At 69.7% G+C, this 16716-nt stretch carries 9 protein-coding genes; 5 read left to right on the top strand and 4 right to left on the bottom strand.

Translation table 11 applies throughout. From position 1 onward, the window contains the following. Positions 1–44 precede the first annotated feature (44 nt). Positions 45–7829 (bottom strand): non-ribosomal peptide synthetase, encoded by a 7785-nt coding sequence (locus tag CKW34_RS03690; RefSeq protein WP_059382432.1) that lies wholly within the window; start codon positions 7827–7829, stop codon positions 45–47. A 178-nt stretch (positions 7830–8007) separates the two neighbouring features. Between CKW34_RS03690 and CKW34_RS03685 the strand changes: the two genes are divergently transcribed. The 3 genes from CKW34_RS03685 to CKW34_RS03675 are packed head-to-tail and all read left to right on the top strand — an operon-like array spanning position 8008 to position 11623. Further along, entirely contained in the window at positions 8008–9150 is a 1143-nt protein-coding gene (locus tag CKW34_RS03685) for an isochorismate synthase (RefSeq protein WP_059382433.1), read from the top strand. After that, positions 9147–9929 (top strand): 2,3-dihydro-2,3-dihydroxybenzoate dehydrogenase, encoded by a 783-nt coding sequence (locus CKW34_RS03680; protein ID WP_059382434.1) that lies wholly within the window; start codon positions 9147–9149, stop codon positions 9927–9929. Before CKW34_RS03685 ends, CKW34_RS03680 begins: the two co-directional genes overlap by 4 nt. 44 nt (positions 9930–9973) lie before the next feature. Beyond that, positions 9974–11623: a (2,3-dihydroxybenzoyl)adenylate synthase gene (locus tag CKW34_RS03675; RefSeq protein ID WP_059382435.1), complete on the top strand. Its 1650-nt coding sequence runs from the start codon at positions 9974–9976 to the stop codon at positions 11621–11623. Here CKW34_RS03675 and CKW34_RS03670 read toward each other — a convergent pair. Continuing rightward, the gene (locus CKW34_RS03670; protein ID WP_059382620.1) at positions 11574–13499 is read right to left on the bottom strand and encodes an ABC transporter ATP-binding protein; all 1926 of its coding nucleotides are present in this window, start codon (positions 13497–13499) and stop codon (positions 11574–11576) included. The two genes, CKW34_RS03675 and CKW34_RS03670, sit on opposite strands and share 50 nt — an antisense overlap. Before the next feature lie 89 nt (positions 13500–13588). Between CKW34_RS03670 and CKW34_RS03665 the strand changes: the two genes are divergently transcribed. Both CKW34_RS03665 and CKW34_RS03660 read left to right on the top strand, forming a co-directional pair. Continuing rightward, positions 13589–14017: a MarR family winged helix-turn-helix transcriptional regulator gene (locus tag CKW34_RS03665; protein ID WP_059382436.1), complete on the top strand. Its 429-nt coding sequence runs from the start codon at positions 13589–13591 to the stop codon at positions 14015–14017. 82 nt (positions 14018–14099) lie between these two features. After that, complete coding sequence (locus tag CKW34_RS03660; RefSeq protein WP_059382621.1) at positions 14100–14819, top strand: 2OG-Fe(II) oxygenase; 720 nt, start codon at positions 14100–14102, stop codon at positions 14817–14819. Positions 14820–14825: 6 nt separating this feature from the next. On the opposite strand, the gene CKW34_RS03655 is transcribed toward CKW34_RS03660, so the two are convergent. Both CKW34_RS03655 and CKW34_RS03650 read right to left on the bottom strand, forming a co-directional pair. Further along, complete coding sequence (locus CKW34_RS03655) at positions 14826–15797, bottom strand: phosphotriesterase family protein (RefSeq protein ID WP_016693969.1); 972 nt, start codon at positions 15795–15797, stop codon at positions 14826–14828. Positions 15798–15840: 43 nt separating this feature from the next. Next, a complete protein-coding gene (locus CKW34_RS03650; RefSeq protein WP_059382437.1) occupies positions 15841–16671 on the bottom strand; it encodes an SDR family oxidoreductase in 831 nt (276 codons plus the stop codon). Between the last annotated feature and the right edge of the window lie 45 nt (positions 16672–16716).

Genomic DNA, 16716 nt, shown 5'->3' with positions numbered 1-16716 from the left:
GGTTAGGCTAACCGAAACAGACCGCCCCGCCAAGCGCTCCGTTCTCAGCCGAATTCCAGCGCGAAATCGTCGATCTCCGACTGGTCGAGGTCGTCGAGCGTGAGATCGGACGGTGTGAACCCGCCCGCGTCCTCGTCCGACGCGTGCCCGGCGAGCGCACGCAACGCCGCGATCCATTCGTCGGCCAACGCCGACACCGTCTCCGCCGGAACGAGATCGGGGCTGTACCCGAACATTCCGCGCAGCACCGGTTCGGCACCGGAATCGTCGGTGAGCACACCGATCTCGACGGCGTGCGCCACGGGCATGTCGGCCTCGGTGGCCCCACCGAGCGCCGAGCCCTCCGGAGCACCGGCCCATGACTGCCCCTCGGTCTCCCCCAGCGTGAACCGGCCAAGATAGTTGAATCCGATGTCCACGGCACCGGCGCTCGCGAGTTCCGGACCGCCCACGGGATCGAGGTGCCGCAGCATCCCGAATCCGATTCCGCTGTCGGGAATCTCCCGCAATTGTTCCTTCACGCGTTTCAGAGCGTCACCTGCGCTCGATCCCCCGGCGTACGCGTCGGCGACGTCGAGTCCTGCGACATCCAGGCGCACCGGATAAAGCGTGGTGAACCATCCCACGGTGCGCGACAGATCCGCCCCCGGAACGGCCTGTTCCTCGCGGCCGTGTCCTTCGAGGTCGACCGCGACCGCCCCGTCGCCGCACACCCGCGCGGACGCCAAAGCCAACGCTGTGAGCAGGACATCCTCGACGCCGGCGTGGAACCGCTCGGGAACGGTGGTGAGCAGCGCGTCGGTGAGTTCGGACGGAACTTCGACCTGCACCTTCGCGGTGTCCGCCATGGTGTGCCGCACGGGATCCGGATCCCCGGACGCCAGACGCACGCGTCCCGCCGGGGCAAGGATCCGCCGCCACAGCGACAGTTCCGATCTGCGCGCCGGCACCCCGTCGAGCAGTCCCCGCGCCCAGCGACGCAGCGACGTGCCCGCGCGCACCGGTGCGACCCCGTCGACCGCGCCGGCGAGATCGGGCACCAGGATGCGCCACGACACACCGTCGACGACGAGGTGGTGCACCGCGACGAAGACCCGACCCGGCGCGTCGGGACCGGCGTCGAAGAAGATCACGCGCACGAGCGCGCCCGCGGCGGGATCGAGTTCCGCGTAGGCGGCCCCGGTCGCGGCGACGATCGTCTCCTGCAGGTCGGACGAGCCCGAGATACCCACGCGGGTCACGACATCCGCCGCGCCGACGGAACCGACCGGGCGGACGTCGAGCACCCGTGCCTGCGGGTCGAAGACGGCCCGCAGCGCGTCGTGCGTATCGAGCAGGGCCTGGACGCCGTCGGTCAGCCGGTCGAGGGTCAACCCTGCGGGTGCGAGGAGCAGACGCGACTGCGCGTAGCGGGCGTACGGTCCACCGCGGTCGAGCATGTCGTGGACGATCGGGGTCGCCGGGACCTCCCCGAGTGCCGCCTCGACGTCGACCGTCCCGGGCCCGTCCTCGATCTCCGCGACCCGGGCGAGTCCGGCCGGGCTGCGGTGTTCGAAGACGTGCCGAGCGGTGAAGCGGATCCCGGCGGCGCGCGCCGCGGACACGAGCTGGATGGACACGATCGAATCACCGCCGAGGGCGAAGAAGTCGTCGTCGGGGCCCACGGCGTCGAGTCCGAGCACACCCGCCGTCAGGTCGCACAGACGCTGTTCGAGTTCGTCCACCGGCAGCCGACTCTCGGCGGCCGGGCCGAAGACCGGCTCGGGAAGTGCTCTGCGGTCGATCTTTCCGTTGCGAGTGACCGGCAGTTCGTCGAGCACGACCGTGACGGCGGGAACCATGTGGTCGGGCAACCGGTCGGTGACGTACATCCGGAGGGTATCGGGGTCCGCCGTTCCGGCCGCGTAGGCGACGAGCCGTTTACGTCCCGGTTCGTCCTCGCGGACCACGACCGCCGCGGCGTTCACCGCCGGGTGGCCGCCGAGCACGGTCTCGATCTCGCCGAGTTCGATGCGGAAGCCGCGGATCTTCACCTGGTCGTCGGTCCGGCCGAGGTAGTCGAGCACCGGACCGTCGGCCCCGGAGATCCTCCAGCGCACCAGATCGCCGGTGCGGTACAGGCGCTCACCACCGGCGCCGAAGGGGTCGGCCACGAACCGGCCCGCACTCTGCGCACTCCGGCCGAGATAGCCGCGGGCGACGTGCGGGCCGCCGACGTACAGTTCGCCGGCCACGCCCGGGGGCACCTGCCGCAGGTACGCGTCGAGGACGTACACCCGGCCGCCGTGGATCGGTGTTCCGATGTTCGGGGCGCTGCCGGGGGTGAGCACGACGCCGGTCGCGTCGACGGTGCATTCCGTCGGACCGTACATGTTGCTCACGCGCACATCGGTTTCCGCAGCGAGCTGCGACCACAGCGCGCCCGGGACGGCTTCGCCACCGAGCACCATCGACTCGGGGCGGTGCGGCGCGGTGGGGTCGAGGAGTCCCTCGGCGAGCAGGCGACCGGCGAGTACGGGGCCGCAGTCGAGCGCGTCGATGCGGTGCTCCCGGACGTACCGGACGATTCCCTCGGCATCGGCCATGAGGTCCTCGGCGAGCACGTGCACGGTGTGGCCGCCCAGCATTGCGAGGAGGGGTTCGACGGACGAGTCGAACGCGAAGGTGTAGCTCAGCAGCACGGCGCGGCGGCGCGTCGCGGGATCGCCGACGGTGCGGGTGCGCACCGTCTCCCACAGGTTCACGACACCGCGGTGCGGCACCACCACGCCCTTGGGGGTACCGGTCGAACCGGAGGTGTAGACGAGATAGGCGGCGGTGTCCGGGTGCACGTCCGGCAGGCGCACGTCCGGGGCGGGGTCGGTGATCGATCCGACCGCGTCGGCATCGAGGACGACGCCCACACCGGCGTCACGGAGGATGTACTCGTTCCGCTCCGCGGGCTGTTCCGGGTCGAGCACCAGATGGGCCGCTCCCGACTTCCACACGCCGACGATCGCCGCGACCAGCACGGATTCGCGCGGAAGACTCAATCCCACGACGTCCTCCGGACCGATCCCGTTCGCGACGAGGTGACGGGCGATCCGGTCGGACCATGTGTCGAGGTCGTGGAAGGTCAGGCGGTTCGACGGCGTGACCAGCGCGATCTCGTCGGCGTAGCGCTCCACGGTGCGGGCGAACAGGGCGGGCAGGCTGCGGGTCGCCGAGCAGTCGGCGCTGCCACGGTGCGGTCCGGACGGATCCGGGAGCGCGGCGGCGTCACCGGCACGCAGCACCTCTCGCTCGGCGCCGGTGAGCAGATCGAGCGTCGAGAGCCTCGCGTCCGGATCGGCGCACACCGCGGCGAATGCCCGCTCGATCCGCGCGGCGAAGGCCTCGGCGGACGACTCGTCGAACAGGTCGCGGGCGTACTCGACGCGCACACACAGACCGCCGTCGGATTCCTCGATGACGTCGAAGGTGAGATCGAACATCGCGGTGTCGTTCGCGACGAACGAGGGTGTCGGCGTCAGGTCGTCGAATCCCGTGATCGCGGGCGGACTCTGGTACTGCACCATCACCTGGAACAGCGGGTGCCGGGCCGCGCTGCGCTCGGGCGCGAGCGTCTCCACGACGCGGTCGAACGGCACCTCCTGGTGCGAGTACGCCGCGACGTCGGTGTCCTTGATCCGGGCGAGCAGCTCGCGCACCGTGGGGTCGCCCGAGAGGTCGGTGCGCAGCACCACCATGTTGACGAAGAAGCCGACGAGGTCGTCGAGTTCGGGGGCGGGCCGTCCCGCGGTGGGCGAGCCGAGCGGGATGTCCTCGCCCGCGCCGCTGTGTGACAGTGCGACCGCGACCGCCGCGTGCACCATCATGAACATCGTGGTGCCGGTCGTGCGGGCGGCCTCCCGGATCGCCGCCGCGCGGTCGGCGGGGATCCGGTGCTCGACACCGCCACCCGCGTAGGACGCCACGGCCGGGCGCGGACGGTCGACGGGAAGGTCGAGTTCGGCCGGGAGGCCCTCGAGCTCCTCGCGCCAGAACGCGAGTTGTCGTGCAGCGAGCGAGTTCTCGTCGCCCTGGTCGCCGAGAAGTTCCCGTTGCCAGATCGCGTAGTCGGCGTACTGCACGGGCAACGGTGCCGGCTCGTGGGAGTCACCGCGTACGTGCGCGGAGTAGAAGTTGCCGAGATCGCGCAGCAGCAGCGGCGTGGACAGTTCGTCGCTCGCGATGTGGTGGGCGAGCACGAGCATCACGTGTTCGTCGGGCGCGATCGTGAACAACCGGATCCGCAACGGGATCTCGCGTTCGAGATCGAACGCGTGCCGGGCCTCGGAGTGCAGGCGGTCGGTGAGCGCGTCGCGGTCGACGGCCTCGACCGCGAAAGGAACTGCGATCTCTTCTGTTCCGCGCACGTGCTGCATCCCCACGCCGTCGCGGTCGACGAGGACGGTGCGCAGGCTCTCGTGGCGTGCGAGCACGTCGGAGACCGCGTGCCGCAAAGCATCCGGATCGACGGGTCCGTGCAGGTCGACGGTGATGGGGACGTTGTAGGTCGGGCTGGGCCCTTCCATGCGGTACATGAACCACAACCGCTGCTGCGCATACGACAGCGGAGCAAGTGACTGGGGTGCAGGATCGGTCCCACCGCGCGGGACGAGCACAGGCCGGTCCGGGGCGGTGTCCGCACCGTTGCTGCAGTGGACGGCGAGCGCGACGACCTGCGGATGGTCGAAGACCGTCCGGATCGGCAGCTCCACACCGAGCTCGTCGCGGATCCGGGCGAGCAGCTTCGCGGCGCTGAGCGAATGTCCACCGAGGGCGAAGAAGTCGTCGTCGGCGCCCACCGTGTCGAGCCCCAGGATCTCGGCGTAGATGCGGCACAGTGCCCGTTCGGTCTCGGTCTCCGCGACGCGGGACGAGACCATCGACGAGAAGTCCGGCTCGGGCAGTGCCTTGCGGTCGAGCTTGCCATTGGAGGTCAACGGCATCTCGTCGAGGACGACGAGCGCCGCGGGAACCATGTACCCGGGCAGGAACTCGGCGACGAGGCGGCGGGCCTCGACCGGTTCGGGCACGTCCTGACCGACGAGATAACCGACGAGTTGCGCGGTGCCGGAAGGATCGGTGCGCACCACCGTCGCGGCGCGGGAGACGCCGGGGATGCGCAACAGAGCGGCATCGACCTCACCGAGTTCGATGCGGAATCCCCGGACCTTGACCTGGTTGTCGACCCGGCCGCGGTAGACGAGCCGGCCGTCCTCGGTCCACTGCACGAGATCGCCGGTGCGGTACAGGCGGGCGTACGGACCGGAAGCGTCCTCCGAGTACGGATTCGCGACGAACCTCGTCGCGGTGAGGGCGGGTGCGTCGAGATACCCCCGGACCACGCCCGGCCCGGCGACGTACAGCTCACCCTCGGTTCCGGGCGGCACGGGCGCCAGTCCCGCGTCGAGGACGTGGACGCGCAGGTTGGCGACAGGACGGCCGACGACCGGCGTCTCGGCGTCGGCGACCTCCGCGACGAGGACGTCGACGCTGCACTCGGTGGGGCCGTAGAAGTTGAAGGCCGCACCCCGGCGTTCGCGCAGGCGGCTCCACAACCGCTCGGAGACGGCATCGCCGCCGAAACCGAGGGTGGGCACGGTGCCGTCCGGGAACAGGCCGTCGTCGACGAACTGCTCGAGCTGACTCGGTGAGAACTCGACGAAATCCCATCCCTCGTCGAGGGCGCGGCGTGCGAGAGCCGCCGGGTCACGCTGGGTCGCCTCGTCGACGATGTCGACGGTGTGCCCGGCCAGCATCCACAGCAACGGCTGCCACGACGCGTCGAACGCGAGCGACCAGGCCAGTCCGAGGCGGACGGATTCGCGGCCGGCCTCGCGGGCGGCACGGGTGAACACCTGGGCGCGGTGGCTGTGGAAGAGGTTGACCAGCCCGCGGTGGGGTACGACGACGCCCTTCGGTCGGCCGGTGGAGCCGGACGTGTGGATCACGTAGGCGATCGAGTCGGGTGTCAGCGGACCGCGCTCCGAGTCGTCGAGCGGAGCGTCGGACACGGCGTCGAGGTCGAGATCCTCGAGCACGACGCGCTGCGGCGCCCCCGTCACCTCGGCGACCCGGTCGTCGGTCGCGCGGGTGGTGAGGACGCAGACGGGGTCGGTGGAGCCGAGGATGTGGGCGAGGCGTTCGAGGGGCTGGTCGACGTCGAGCGGGACGTAGGCGGCACCGGCCTCGAGGACGGCGTGGATCGCGATCAGCGCGTCGACGGTGCGGGGCAGCGCGAGGGCGACCCGCGCGTGCGGCCGGTCGAGATCGAAGCTCGAGACGAGGTGGCGGGCCAGGCGGTGCACCCGGGCGCCGAACTGTGCGTAGGTGAGCGTCACATGGGTGTCCGCAGCGGCCGGTGCGTCGGGGGCCGCCTCGATCCTCTCCCGCAGCAGGTCGACGAGGGTCAGGTCGGGGTCGAACGGGATGTCCGGGCTGTGGCTCCAGTCGTCGAGGATCGTCCGTCGCTCGTCGGCGGTCAGGACGGACACCTGCGCGAGCGGGGTGTGCAGATCCCGCTCGGCCACCGAACCGAACAGCATCTCCAGGCGCTCGGTGTGGATCGTCAGATCCGCCTCGCTGTAGACGTCGGCGTCGACGTCGACGAACACCTCGAGTCCGGCACTGCCGTCGAGCGGCCGCACGGTGACCATGAAGTCCTGCAGGGGTCCTCGGGCGATCGAGTGCACGGCCGCACGCATGTCGCCGAACCGGAGCGAGTCGCCGAACGGTTTGACGTTGACCGACGGGCCGATGACGCCGCGGGATCCGGTGGGCAGTCGCAGGTCGCGCTGGATGTCCTCGGTGCGATAGCGATAGTGGTTGCGACACAATGCTACTCCGTCGCGTACCTGGGCGACGAGATCGACGAGGGTGGCCGATGCGGTGGGGTTCAGGCGCAGCGGAACGACGTTGACGGCAGTGATCGGCACCCGCAGTGCGGCGGTGCCCAGGCGGTTCATGACGGGGAAACCGAGCGTGAGGTCCTCGCGACCGGTCGCTCCGCGCAGGTACGCGGCGACGAGGGCGGTGACCGCGTCGCCCCAACTCGCACCGGCCTCCTTACCCAGGGTCACCAGACCGCGCTGCTGTTCGGCGTCGAGGGTGAAGCGCGCACCCCGGGAGCGACGGGCGATGCCACCCGGGCCGGGCCGGAGGGCGACCGCTTCGTCCACGCCGTCGAGGTACTCTCCCCAGAAGTCACGGTCGGCGTCGAAGGCGGCCGAGTCGCGGTAGTCCGATTCCTCCCGTATCGCCGGTTCGACCGGATCGAACCGTGCAGCAGCAACTTTCGCGCCGGCAACTGCGGCGGTGTAGCGCTCGGCGATGCGCCGGTTGAACAACGAGAAACCGAAGGCGTCGAGCACGATGTGGTGGGCGCGCACGTAGAGCAGGACGTGATCGTCGGCGAGTCGCAGGACCGCGGCCCGGACGCACGGATCCACTGCCGGGTCGACGGGCTGTTCGAGGTCGCGTGCCATCCACTCGTGGGCCGCGCCCCAGGGATCCGCCGCGGAGGTGAGGTCGAGAGTCGGGGCGAGATCGAGCGTGCGCGCACCGGGAATCTGGACGACCGTACCGTCGGCGCGGGTCTCGAACCCCGCGACCAGCACCTCGGCCTCGGATGCCGCCGAGGAAACGGCGGTGACCAGCGCTTCCTCGTCGACCACGCCTCGCAGTTCGATGCACTCCGAGGTGTTGAACAGCGGGTTGTCGGGGTTCAGCTGCTGGGCGAACCATACACCCGACTGTGCGCGCGACAGGGCGAGCCGCGAGGCGTCCGGGCCGGCAAGGGGCACTGGAGATCCTCTTTCCTTCGATCGAAACGATTGACTGGGAACGGAATCCGCTGATGTGCGCGCTGCGGCGCCGGAGGGCACAGTACCAAAGGTTAGGCTTACCGTATATCTTGCTCAGTGATCGTGTGTCCTGTGGCGCGGTCCTGCCAGCAGACCTCCTCAACCGGAAGGTACGAGAATGCAAGTGCCGGTCCTCGGCGCAACCGCTACCGACCGGGCCGAGCGGCCCGTCGCGCACCCGTTCGTCCTGTCCCGCCCGCACGGCACGGTGGTCGCCGAAGGCGTGAGCGGACGCTTCGATCGCGCGTCCTCCGCAGCCGACGCCCTGCGCACCGGACAGGTCGCCGCGATCGTCGGAGCACTGCCCTTCGCACCCGACGGTCCGGCCGCACTGACCGCTCCGGACACACTCCGCCACGTCCCCGCGCACTACGACGCACCGGCCGCCGAGCTGCCCCCGATCACGATCACGGGCGCACTGCCGTCGGAAGGCGAACACATCGATCGGGTCGAGACCGTACTGCGGCTGCTCCGCTCGGACGACAGCGACCTGCTCAAGGTGGTGCTGGCCCGGACACTCGCCCTGCGCGCAGACCGGCCCGTCACCCCGCACGACCTTCTCGTCGCTCTCACGCGAAACGATCCGCTGCACAACGGCTTCCTCGTCGACCTCACGTCCGCCGGCGGCGCGTGGACGGGCCGCCACCTGGTGGGGTCGAGCCCGGAGGTGCTCGTGCGCCGACGCGGCGATCGGGTCACCGCCCACCCCCTCGCTGGATCCGCACCGCGCCACCGCGACCCCGAGATCGATCGGGCGACGGCCGACAGGCTCGCCGGTTCCGCGAAGAACCTCGCCGAGCACGCGCACGTGATCGATGCGATCCGCACCGCTCTCGAACCGTTGTGCGTCGAGCTCGACATCCCCGAGCAGCCGACCGTGACGAGCACGCGCCAGCTGTGGCATCTCGGCACTCCCATCGAGGGTCGCCTGCGCGATCCGGGTGTCACGGCCCTCGATCTCGCACTCGCAGTGCACCCCACTCCCGCGATCTGCGGCACGCCGACCGCCGCGGCCCGCGATCTGATCCTCGCCACCGAGGGCGACCGGGGCTTCTACGCCGGTGCGCTCGGATGGTGCGACGCCGCGGGCGACGGCGAGTGGCTGGTCACCATCCGCTGCGCCGTCCTCGACGCCGACGGTGTCGGGCTCACGGCGTACGCCGGGGGCGGTATCGTCGCCGACTCCGACCCCGCCGACGAACTGGCCGAGACGACCGTCAAGTTCGGCACCGTCCTCGATGCACTGGGAGTACTCCGATGACCGATACCGCACCCTCCCCCGTCACGCTCGTCGTCGGGGCCGCGCAGGGCATCGGCCGCGCGACCGCCGAGACCCTCGCGCGCGCCGGTCACCGTCTCGTGCTCGCCGACCGCGACGCCGAAGGACTCTGCAAGACCGCCGCGTTGCTCGGCGGCCCCGTCCCCACCTACCCCGTCGACATCCGCGACCACGATGCTGTCGCCCACGTCGTCGAGAGCATCGAATCCGAGCACGGACCGATCGAGCATCTCGCGCACGTCGCCGGTGTCTTCACCACGGGATCGGTGCTCGACTCCGATCCCGAGGACTGGCAGCACATGTACGACGTCAACGTCACCGGCCTGCTGTCGGTCCTGCGTTCGGTCGGACGGGCCATGCGGGAGCGGCGGTCGGGTTCGATCGTCGTCGTCGGATCGAATTCCGCGGGCGTGCCGCGGATGGGCATGGGTGCCTACGGATCGTCCAAGGCCGCCGCCACGATGATCGTCCGGATCCTCGGACTCGAACTGGCGCAGTACGGGATCCGCGCCAACATCGTCGCGCCGGGCTCCACAGACACCGCCATGCAGCGCTCGCTGTGGGAGGATCCGAACGACGACGCCGGCGCCCGCAGCGCCATCGAGGGCGATCCGTCGCAGTTCAAGGTGGGCATCCCCCTCGGCCGCATCGCCGAGCCCGCCGACATCGCCGAGGCCATCGAATTCCTGCTGTCCGACCGTGCCCGTCACATCACCATGCAGGCGCTGTACATCGACGGCGGCGCCACCCTCCGTGCCTGACCGACCGACCCCACATCGATCCGCATCCCGAAAGGAACCGTTCCGTGACAACCGGTTTCGAGCGCACCCCGCTCGTCGACACCGCCCGCTACCCCGAGGAGTTCGCCGAGCGGTATCGCGCAGCCGGTTACTGGACGAGCGAGACCTTCGGCGAGTTCCTCCCGGCCCGCGCCGCCCGGTTCGCCGATCGCACCGCCGTCGTCGGACACGACGCGACGGCCACTCGGCGGAGCATCACCTACCGCGAACTCGACGACGCCTCGGCCCGCATCGCCGCCGGTCTCGCCGACCTCGGGGTACGCAAGGGCGACCGTGTCGTCCTGCAGTTGCCGAACATCGTCGAGTACACCGAGGTGCTCTTCGCGGTCTTCCGGCTCGGCGCGCTCCCCGTCTTCTCCCTGCCCGCACACCGCGCGTCGGAAATCGGTTACTTCTGCCGGTTCAGCGACGCCGCGGCGTACGTGATCGCCGACGAACACGGCGGATTCGACTACCGCGTGCTCGCCCGGCAGGTCACCTCCGAGATGGAGAATCCGCCGGCGGTCGTGGTCGCCGGTGAGGCCGAGGAGTTCACCGCGCTCGACTCGCTGCGCGACCGCGAACCCGCGCCGATCACGGAGAACGACTCCGAAAGCGTTGCCTTCCTGCAGTTGTCGGGCGGCACCACCGGGACGTCGAAGCTCATCCCCCGCACCCACGCCGACTATCTGTACTCGGTGCGCGAGTCCGCGATGATCTGCGGGGTGGACGAGAACACCCGCATGTTGGTCGCGTTGCCGGCGGCGCACAACTTCCCGATGAGTTCACCGGGCATCCTCGGTGTGCTGCACGCCGGCGGCACCGTCGTCCTCGCTCCGGATCCGAGCCCCGACACCGCGTTCGCCCTGATCGAGAGCGAGGGCGTGACGATGGCGTCGCTCGTCCCGCCCCTCGCGCAGGCGTGGCTGTCGGCGCGGGCCCGCACCGAGCGCGACCTGTCGTCGCTCCAGGTGCTGCAGGTCGGTGGCGCGAAGTTCCCGGCCGAGGCTGCCAAACGCGTTCGCCCCGAACTCGGCTGCACGCTGCAACAGGTCTTCGGTATGGCGGAGGGTCTCGTCAACTACACCCGGCTCGACGACGACGAGGACACCATCGTCACCACCCAGGGCCGGCCGATCAGTGCCGACGACGAGATCCGCGTCGTCGACGACGCGGACGAACCCGTGCCCGTGGGCACCACCGGTCACCTGCTCACCCGCGGCCCGTACACGATCCGGGGTTATTACAACGCGCCGGAACACAATTCGACGGCGTTCACCCCGGACGGTTTCTACCGCACCGGCGACATCGTCCGGCTCACCGAGCACGGTTACATCGTCGTCGAGGGACGCGCGAAGGACCAGATCAATCGTGGTGGCGAGAAGATCGCGGCCGAGGAGGTCGAGAACCATCTGATCGCGCACCCGGCCGTGCTCGATGCGGCGGTGGTGTCGATGCCCGACAAGTATCTCGGCGAGCGCACCTGCGCCTTCGTCGTCACCGAGGGTGAAGCGCCGAAGGCCCTCGCGCTCAAGAAGTTCCTGAGAGAGCGAGGGCTGGCCGAGTACAAGATCCCCGACAAGGTGCAGTTCGTCGGCGCCTTCCCCGTCACGGGTGTGGGCAAGATCAGCCGGAACGAACTGCGGCGCGCTCTCGCGGCCACTCTGAAGGACTGATCTCGCTCCGCACGGCGGCGGTATCGACCTCGCTCCGCACGGCGGCGCCGGTCTCACCTCGCTCTGCACGGGCGGCGAGGGTCGCATAGCGGCCACCGCGGGCGACGAGTTCGTCGTGCGTTCCGCGTTCGACGATGCGGCCCCGGTCGAGGACCACGATCTCGTCGGCGTTGCGCACGGTCGAGAGCCGGTGCGCGATGGTGATGGTCGTACGACCGCTGCGCGCGGCGTCGAGGGCCTGCTGCACGGCGTGCTCGGTGTCGTTGTCGAGGGCACTGGTCGCCTCGTCGAGCACGAGGACACGCGGGTCGCGCAGGAGCGTACGTGCGATCGCCAGGCGCTGCTTCTCGCCACCGGAGAAGCGGTGTCCGCGGGCACCGACGACGGTGTCGTAGCCGTCGGGCAGCGAGACGATCAGGTCGTGGATGTGGGCGGCGCGGGCCGCGGCCTCGATCTCGTCGTCGGTCGCGTCGGGCTTCGCGTAGCGCAGGTTCTCCCGGACGGTCGCATGGAGGAGGTAGGTCTCCTGCGAGACCACGCCGACCAGTCCGGCGAGATCGGCGAGCCGCATGTCGCGCAGGTCGACGCCGTCGATGCTCACGCGTCCGTCGACCGGGTCGTACAGTCGTGCGACGAGCGAGCCGAGCGTGGTCTTGCCCGATCCGGTCTCGCCGACGAGCGCGACCTGCGCTCCCGCCGGGACGTCGAGGTCGATCCCGTCGAGCGCGTTGCGGTGAGCTCCTTCGTAGCGGAAGCTCACGTTCTCGAACAGCACCCGGCCGGCGACGGTCGCCGGGTCGACGGCCACCGGATCGCGCGGGTCGTCGATGTCGACGGGAAGGTCGAGGTATTCGAAGATGCGGCTGAACAGGGCCAGTGAGCTGGTGACGGAGACACCGACGTCGAGCAGGCTCATCAGCGGCCGGAACAGCGCGCCCTGCAGTCCGGTGAACGCCACCAGGGTGCCGATCGTCATGCCGCCCGAGGTGGCCGGCAGGCCGGCGACGAGATAGAGGACCGCGGGGATCGCCGCGAAGACGATGTTCATCGTGGCCATGCGCCAGCGGCCGGACAACTGCGCGTGCACCTCGAGATCGGCCAGCTCCTCCGACGTGCGGGCGAACTTGTCGGACAGTGCCGGGCCGGTGCCCAGCGTCTTGACGAGCAGCACACCGCTGACCGACAGTCCTTCGTCGATCTGCGACTGCATGTCGGCGAGGCGGCGCTGCTGACGGGCGGTGACGGCGCGGCGCATGAGTGCGACCCGGCGGGTGAGCCAGATGGCCGGCGGGAGCACGATCAGGGAGAGCAGGGCCAGTCGCCAGCTGAGGACCGCCATGGCGATCGCCGTGCCGACGACGGTGGTGACGTTGGACGCCAGCGAGGTCGCGGTGTTGGTGACCACGGACTGCATGCCGCCGATGTCGTTGGTCAACCGCGACTGGATCTCGCCACCGCGGGTGCGGGTGAAGAAGTTCAGCGACTGTCGCTGCAGGTGGGAGAAGACCCGGGTGCGCAGACCGTGCATGACGTTCTGGCCGACGGTCGTGGAGATCCAGGTCTGGACGACGGACAGGAGCGAGCTCGCGACGGTGACGGCCAGCATGCCGCCGACCGCCCACAGCAGCAGGCTCACGTTCTGGTGCGGGATGGCGTCGTCGATGACGGCGCGGACGAGGAAGGGCGTCGCGAGGGAGATCACCGATGAGGCGATGATGAGCGCGACGACGAGGGTGATCTTCCACCGGTAGGGCGCGAAGAGGGCGCCGATACGGCGCAGGCTCACCGGGGCTTCGCGGAGCTGCTCGAGATCTTTCTTGTCGATCCCGCCGCGGCCGCCCGGCTTGCCGCCGAGTGTGGGTGGGGGCTGCATCATGTGCGCCACCTCGATTCGTGGTTCGTGTTTCGTACTTATTGAGGTTGCCTCATTGAGTGGCAACCGTCAAGTGAGGTAGTGTTACCACTATGTCGGATTCACCCGTCGCACTGCGCGATCTCCTCCTCACCACCACGCGTACGCTGCGCCGACGCTGGCACGACCTCCTCCAACCGTGGGGATTGTCACCCCACGAGTACCGGGCGCTCGACGTCATCGGACGCGCCGACGACCCCATCCGCCTCGGTGTCGTGGCCAAGGAACTGCGTATCGTCCCCCGCTCGGCCACCGAGGTGGTCGACCGCCTCGAATCGCGGGGCCTCACCGAGCGGCTCCCCGATCCCGCCGACCGGCGCGCGGTCTGCGTGCGGCTGACCGACGAGGGCCGCAGGATCCGGGCCGAGTTGGCCTCCGCCCGCGATGCCGACGCCGTCGAGATGTTCGACCGGCTCGGCGCCGAGGAACGCGCGCGACTGTCCGATCTGCTGCACAAACTCGTCGACGACCGGCCGCGCTGATCCTTTCCGGTTCCGGGTACTCACATTTCCGACGGCGGCGACGTCTTCCCTACGAGTGTCCGTGCCGATCGAGGAGAACCCCGTGAAGACCATCGACAGCCTGCAGTCGCGCGTCGACGCACTGAACCTGCCCGAGCTGACGAACGAGCTCGACGAGAACGGCTGCGTCCTCACCGGGCCGCTGCTGAGCGACGACGAATGCGCCGAGCTCGCGGCCCTGTGGGACGACGACGCCCGATTCCGCACCACGGTCGACATGAGCCGCTACCGATACGGGCACGGCATCTACAAGTACTTCGGCCCACCCGTCCCCGACGCCGTCGCACACCTGCGCTCGGCGTTCTACCGGCAGCTGCTCGGCGTCGCGCGCTCGTGGGCCGAACGCCTCGGCGATCCGGCACCCTGGCCCGACGACTTCGACGACTGGCTGGGCATGTGCCACGCGGCCGGCCAGACCGACCCCACCCCGCTGATGCTGCGCTACACCACCGGCGACTGGAACGCCCTGCACCGCGATCTCTACGGCGACCTCGTGTTCCCCCTGCAGGTCGTGATCGGGCTCGACCGGGCGGGCGTCGACTACACCGGTGGTGAGTTCCTGCTGGTCGAACAACGGCCGCGCGCGCAGTCGCGGGGCACCGTCACTGTGCTCGAGCGAGGCCACGCGCTGATCTTCACCACCCGCGACCGACCGATCCGCTCGGCACGCGGATGGTCGCGGGCACCGGTCCGGCACGGCGTGAGCACCGTCCGTTCCGGTCTGCGTCGCACGCTCGGCCTGGTCCTGCACGACGCGGCCTGAGCACTCTTACCGTTCGAAGATCCGCCGCGGATTGTCCACGAGCATCGTGGTGATCTGCTCCTCGGTCACGCCCCGTTCACGCAGGGCCGGCAGCACCTCGTCGCTGATGTGGTTGTAGTTCCAGTTGGGCACGGCGGCCTGCTTCACGTCGTGCGGGAACCAGTCGATGAAGCATGCCGCGTCGTGCGAGAGCACCATGCGCTCGGTATAACCGGCCTCCACGAGCGCGACCACCGTATCGACGCGCTGCTCGAACGGCAACAGCAGGTCGAGGCCGAAGCGGTCCATCCCCAGAATCGAACCGGCGTCGGCGATCCGTCGCAGGTAATCCAGATCGGTCGAATCACCGCTGTGCCCGACGACCACCTTGGTGAGGTCGACGCCTTCCTCCGCGAGCACGCGTTGCGCCACCTCCCCCGATCCGGTGTGCGGGTTGGTGTGCACCGTGATCGGCACGCCGGTCTCGACGTGCGCCTGCCCCACCGCCCGCATCACGCGTTCGACGCCCGGCGTGAGGCCCGGAAGCTCGATGGCGCACTTGAGCATTCCTGCACGTACCCCCGTGCCGGCGATGCCCTCGCGGATGTCCTTCACGAACAGTTCGGTGAGCGGTTCCGGTCCGTCCACCAGCAGCCCCGGCCCGACGTTGTGGAACTGGAACGGCAGATCGTTGTAGGTGTACAGGCCCGTCGCGACGACGATGGAGATGTCCACCTGTTCGGCGACGCGCTGGATGCGCGGGATGTACCGGCCGAGACCGACCACCGTGGGATCGACGATCGTGTCGATGCCACGCTCCGACAACGCCTTCAACTTCGCCACCGCGTCGTCGACACGCTCGTCCTCGTCCCACGGGCTCGGGTAGTCGGGAAAGTTGCTGCGGATCTCCTCGCCGAGCACGAAGACGTGCTCGTGCATGAGGACTCTGCCCAGACGGCCCGTGTCGAGGGGGCCGCGAACGGTGTCGACGGATGTCATGACCGGTGACGTTAGGACACCACCGGCGGGAGGGGCACCGATTTCACGAATCGGTGGGAGTCGACTCCTCGAGGGCCTGACGGTAGCGACGCATGCCGCGCAGCCACCGGTCGTAGTCGGCGCCCTTGTTCCGGTACATCTCGAGGACCTCCGGGTGAGGAAGGATCAGGAAGTGCTCCTCCTCCATCGCGGCGAACACCGTCTCCGCGACGTCCGCGGGTTCGAGCACCGCACCGGCGGTCGTGACGGCGCGGGTGGCGAGTTCGCCGAGTGCATGCCCGGATGCGTCCCCCGAGTACAGCAGGGGTGTGTTGACGCCCATCGGGCACAGGCAGCTCACCCGCACGCCCTTGTCGCCGTAGGTCACCGACAACCACTCGGCGAAACCGACGGCCGCGTGCTTGGTGACCGAGTAGGTGGCCGAGCCGATCTGGGTGAGCAGGCCCGCCGCCGACGCCGTGCTGACGAAATAGCCCTCGCCGCGTTCGACCCAGCGGGGCACCAGCAGTCGCGCCGCCCGGATGTGTGCGCGCAGGTTGACATCGAAGGACTGCTCCCAGACCGAGTCCTCGATCTCCAGGCCCGGCACACCGGTGACACCGGCATTGGCGAAGTACATGTCCACGGGACCGAACTCCGCTTCGGCGCGCTCGACGAGTCCGCGGATGTGCTCGTCGTCGGAGACGTCCGCCGCCACCGCGACGGCGCTGCCCGGGGTCTTCTCCTCGAGCGTTGCGACGACGCGCTGGGCCGCGTGTTCGTCGAGGTCGGCGACCACCACTCGCGCACCCCGTTCGACGAGGCCGGCAGCGATGGCGCCGCCGATTCCGCCGCCCCCGCCGGTCACGACGGCCACTCTGCCTTCGACCTTCATCGCTGTTACCTCCCCGTCGAATCGCAGTGCCGTCCCGTGCGGCAC

Source organism: Rhodococcus rhodochrous (genome assembly GCF_900187265.1).
Taxonomy (GTDB): domain Bacteria; phylum Actinomycetota; class Actinomycetes; order Mycobacteriales; family Mycobacteriaceae; genus Rhodococcus; species Rhodococcus rhodochrous.
Note: the sequence above shows the minus strand (reverse complement) of the source record. Positions and strands in the feature narration are given on the sequence as shown.

Coding starts and splice junctions, on each gene's coding strand:
- CKW34_RS03685 (WP_059382433.1), top strand. CDS start 8,008: ATGCAAGTGCCGGTCCTCGGCGCAACCGCTACCGACCGGGCCGAGCGG.
- CKW34_RS03680 (WP_059382434.1), top strand. CDS start 9,147: ATGACCGATACCGCACCCTCCCCCGTCACGCTCGTCGTCGGGGCCGCG.
- CKW34_RS03670 (WP_059382620.1), bottom strand. CDS start 13,499: ATGATGCAGCCCCCACCCACACTCGGCGGCAAGCCGGGCGGCCGCGGC.
- CKW34_RS03665 (WP_059382436.1), top strand. CDS start 13,589: ATGTCGGATTCACCCGTCGCACTGCGCGATCTCCTCCTCACCACCACG.
- CKW34_RS03655 (WP_016693969.1), bottom strand. CDS start 15,797: ATGACATCCGTCGACACCGTTCGCGGCCCCCTCGACACGGGCCGTCTG.
- CKW34_RS03650 (WP_059382437.1), bottom strand. CDS start 16,671: ATGAAGGTCGAAGGCAGAGTGGCCGTCGTGACCGGCGGGGGCGGCGGA.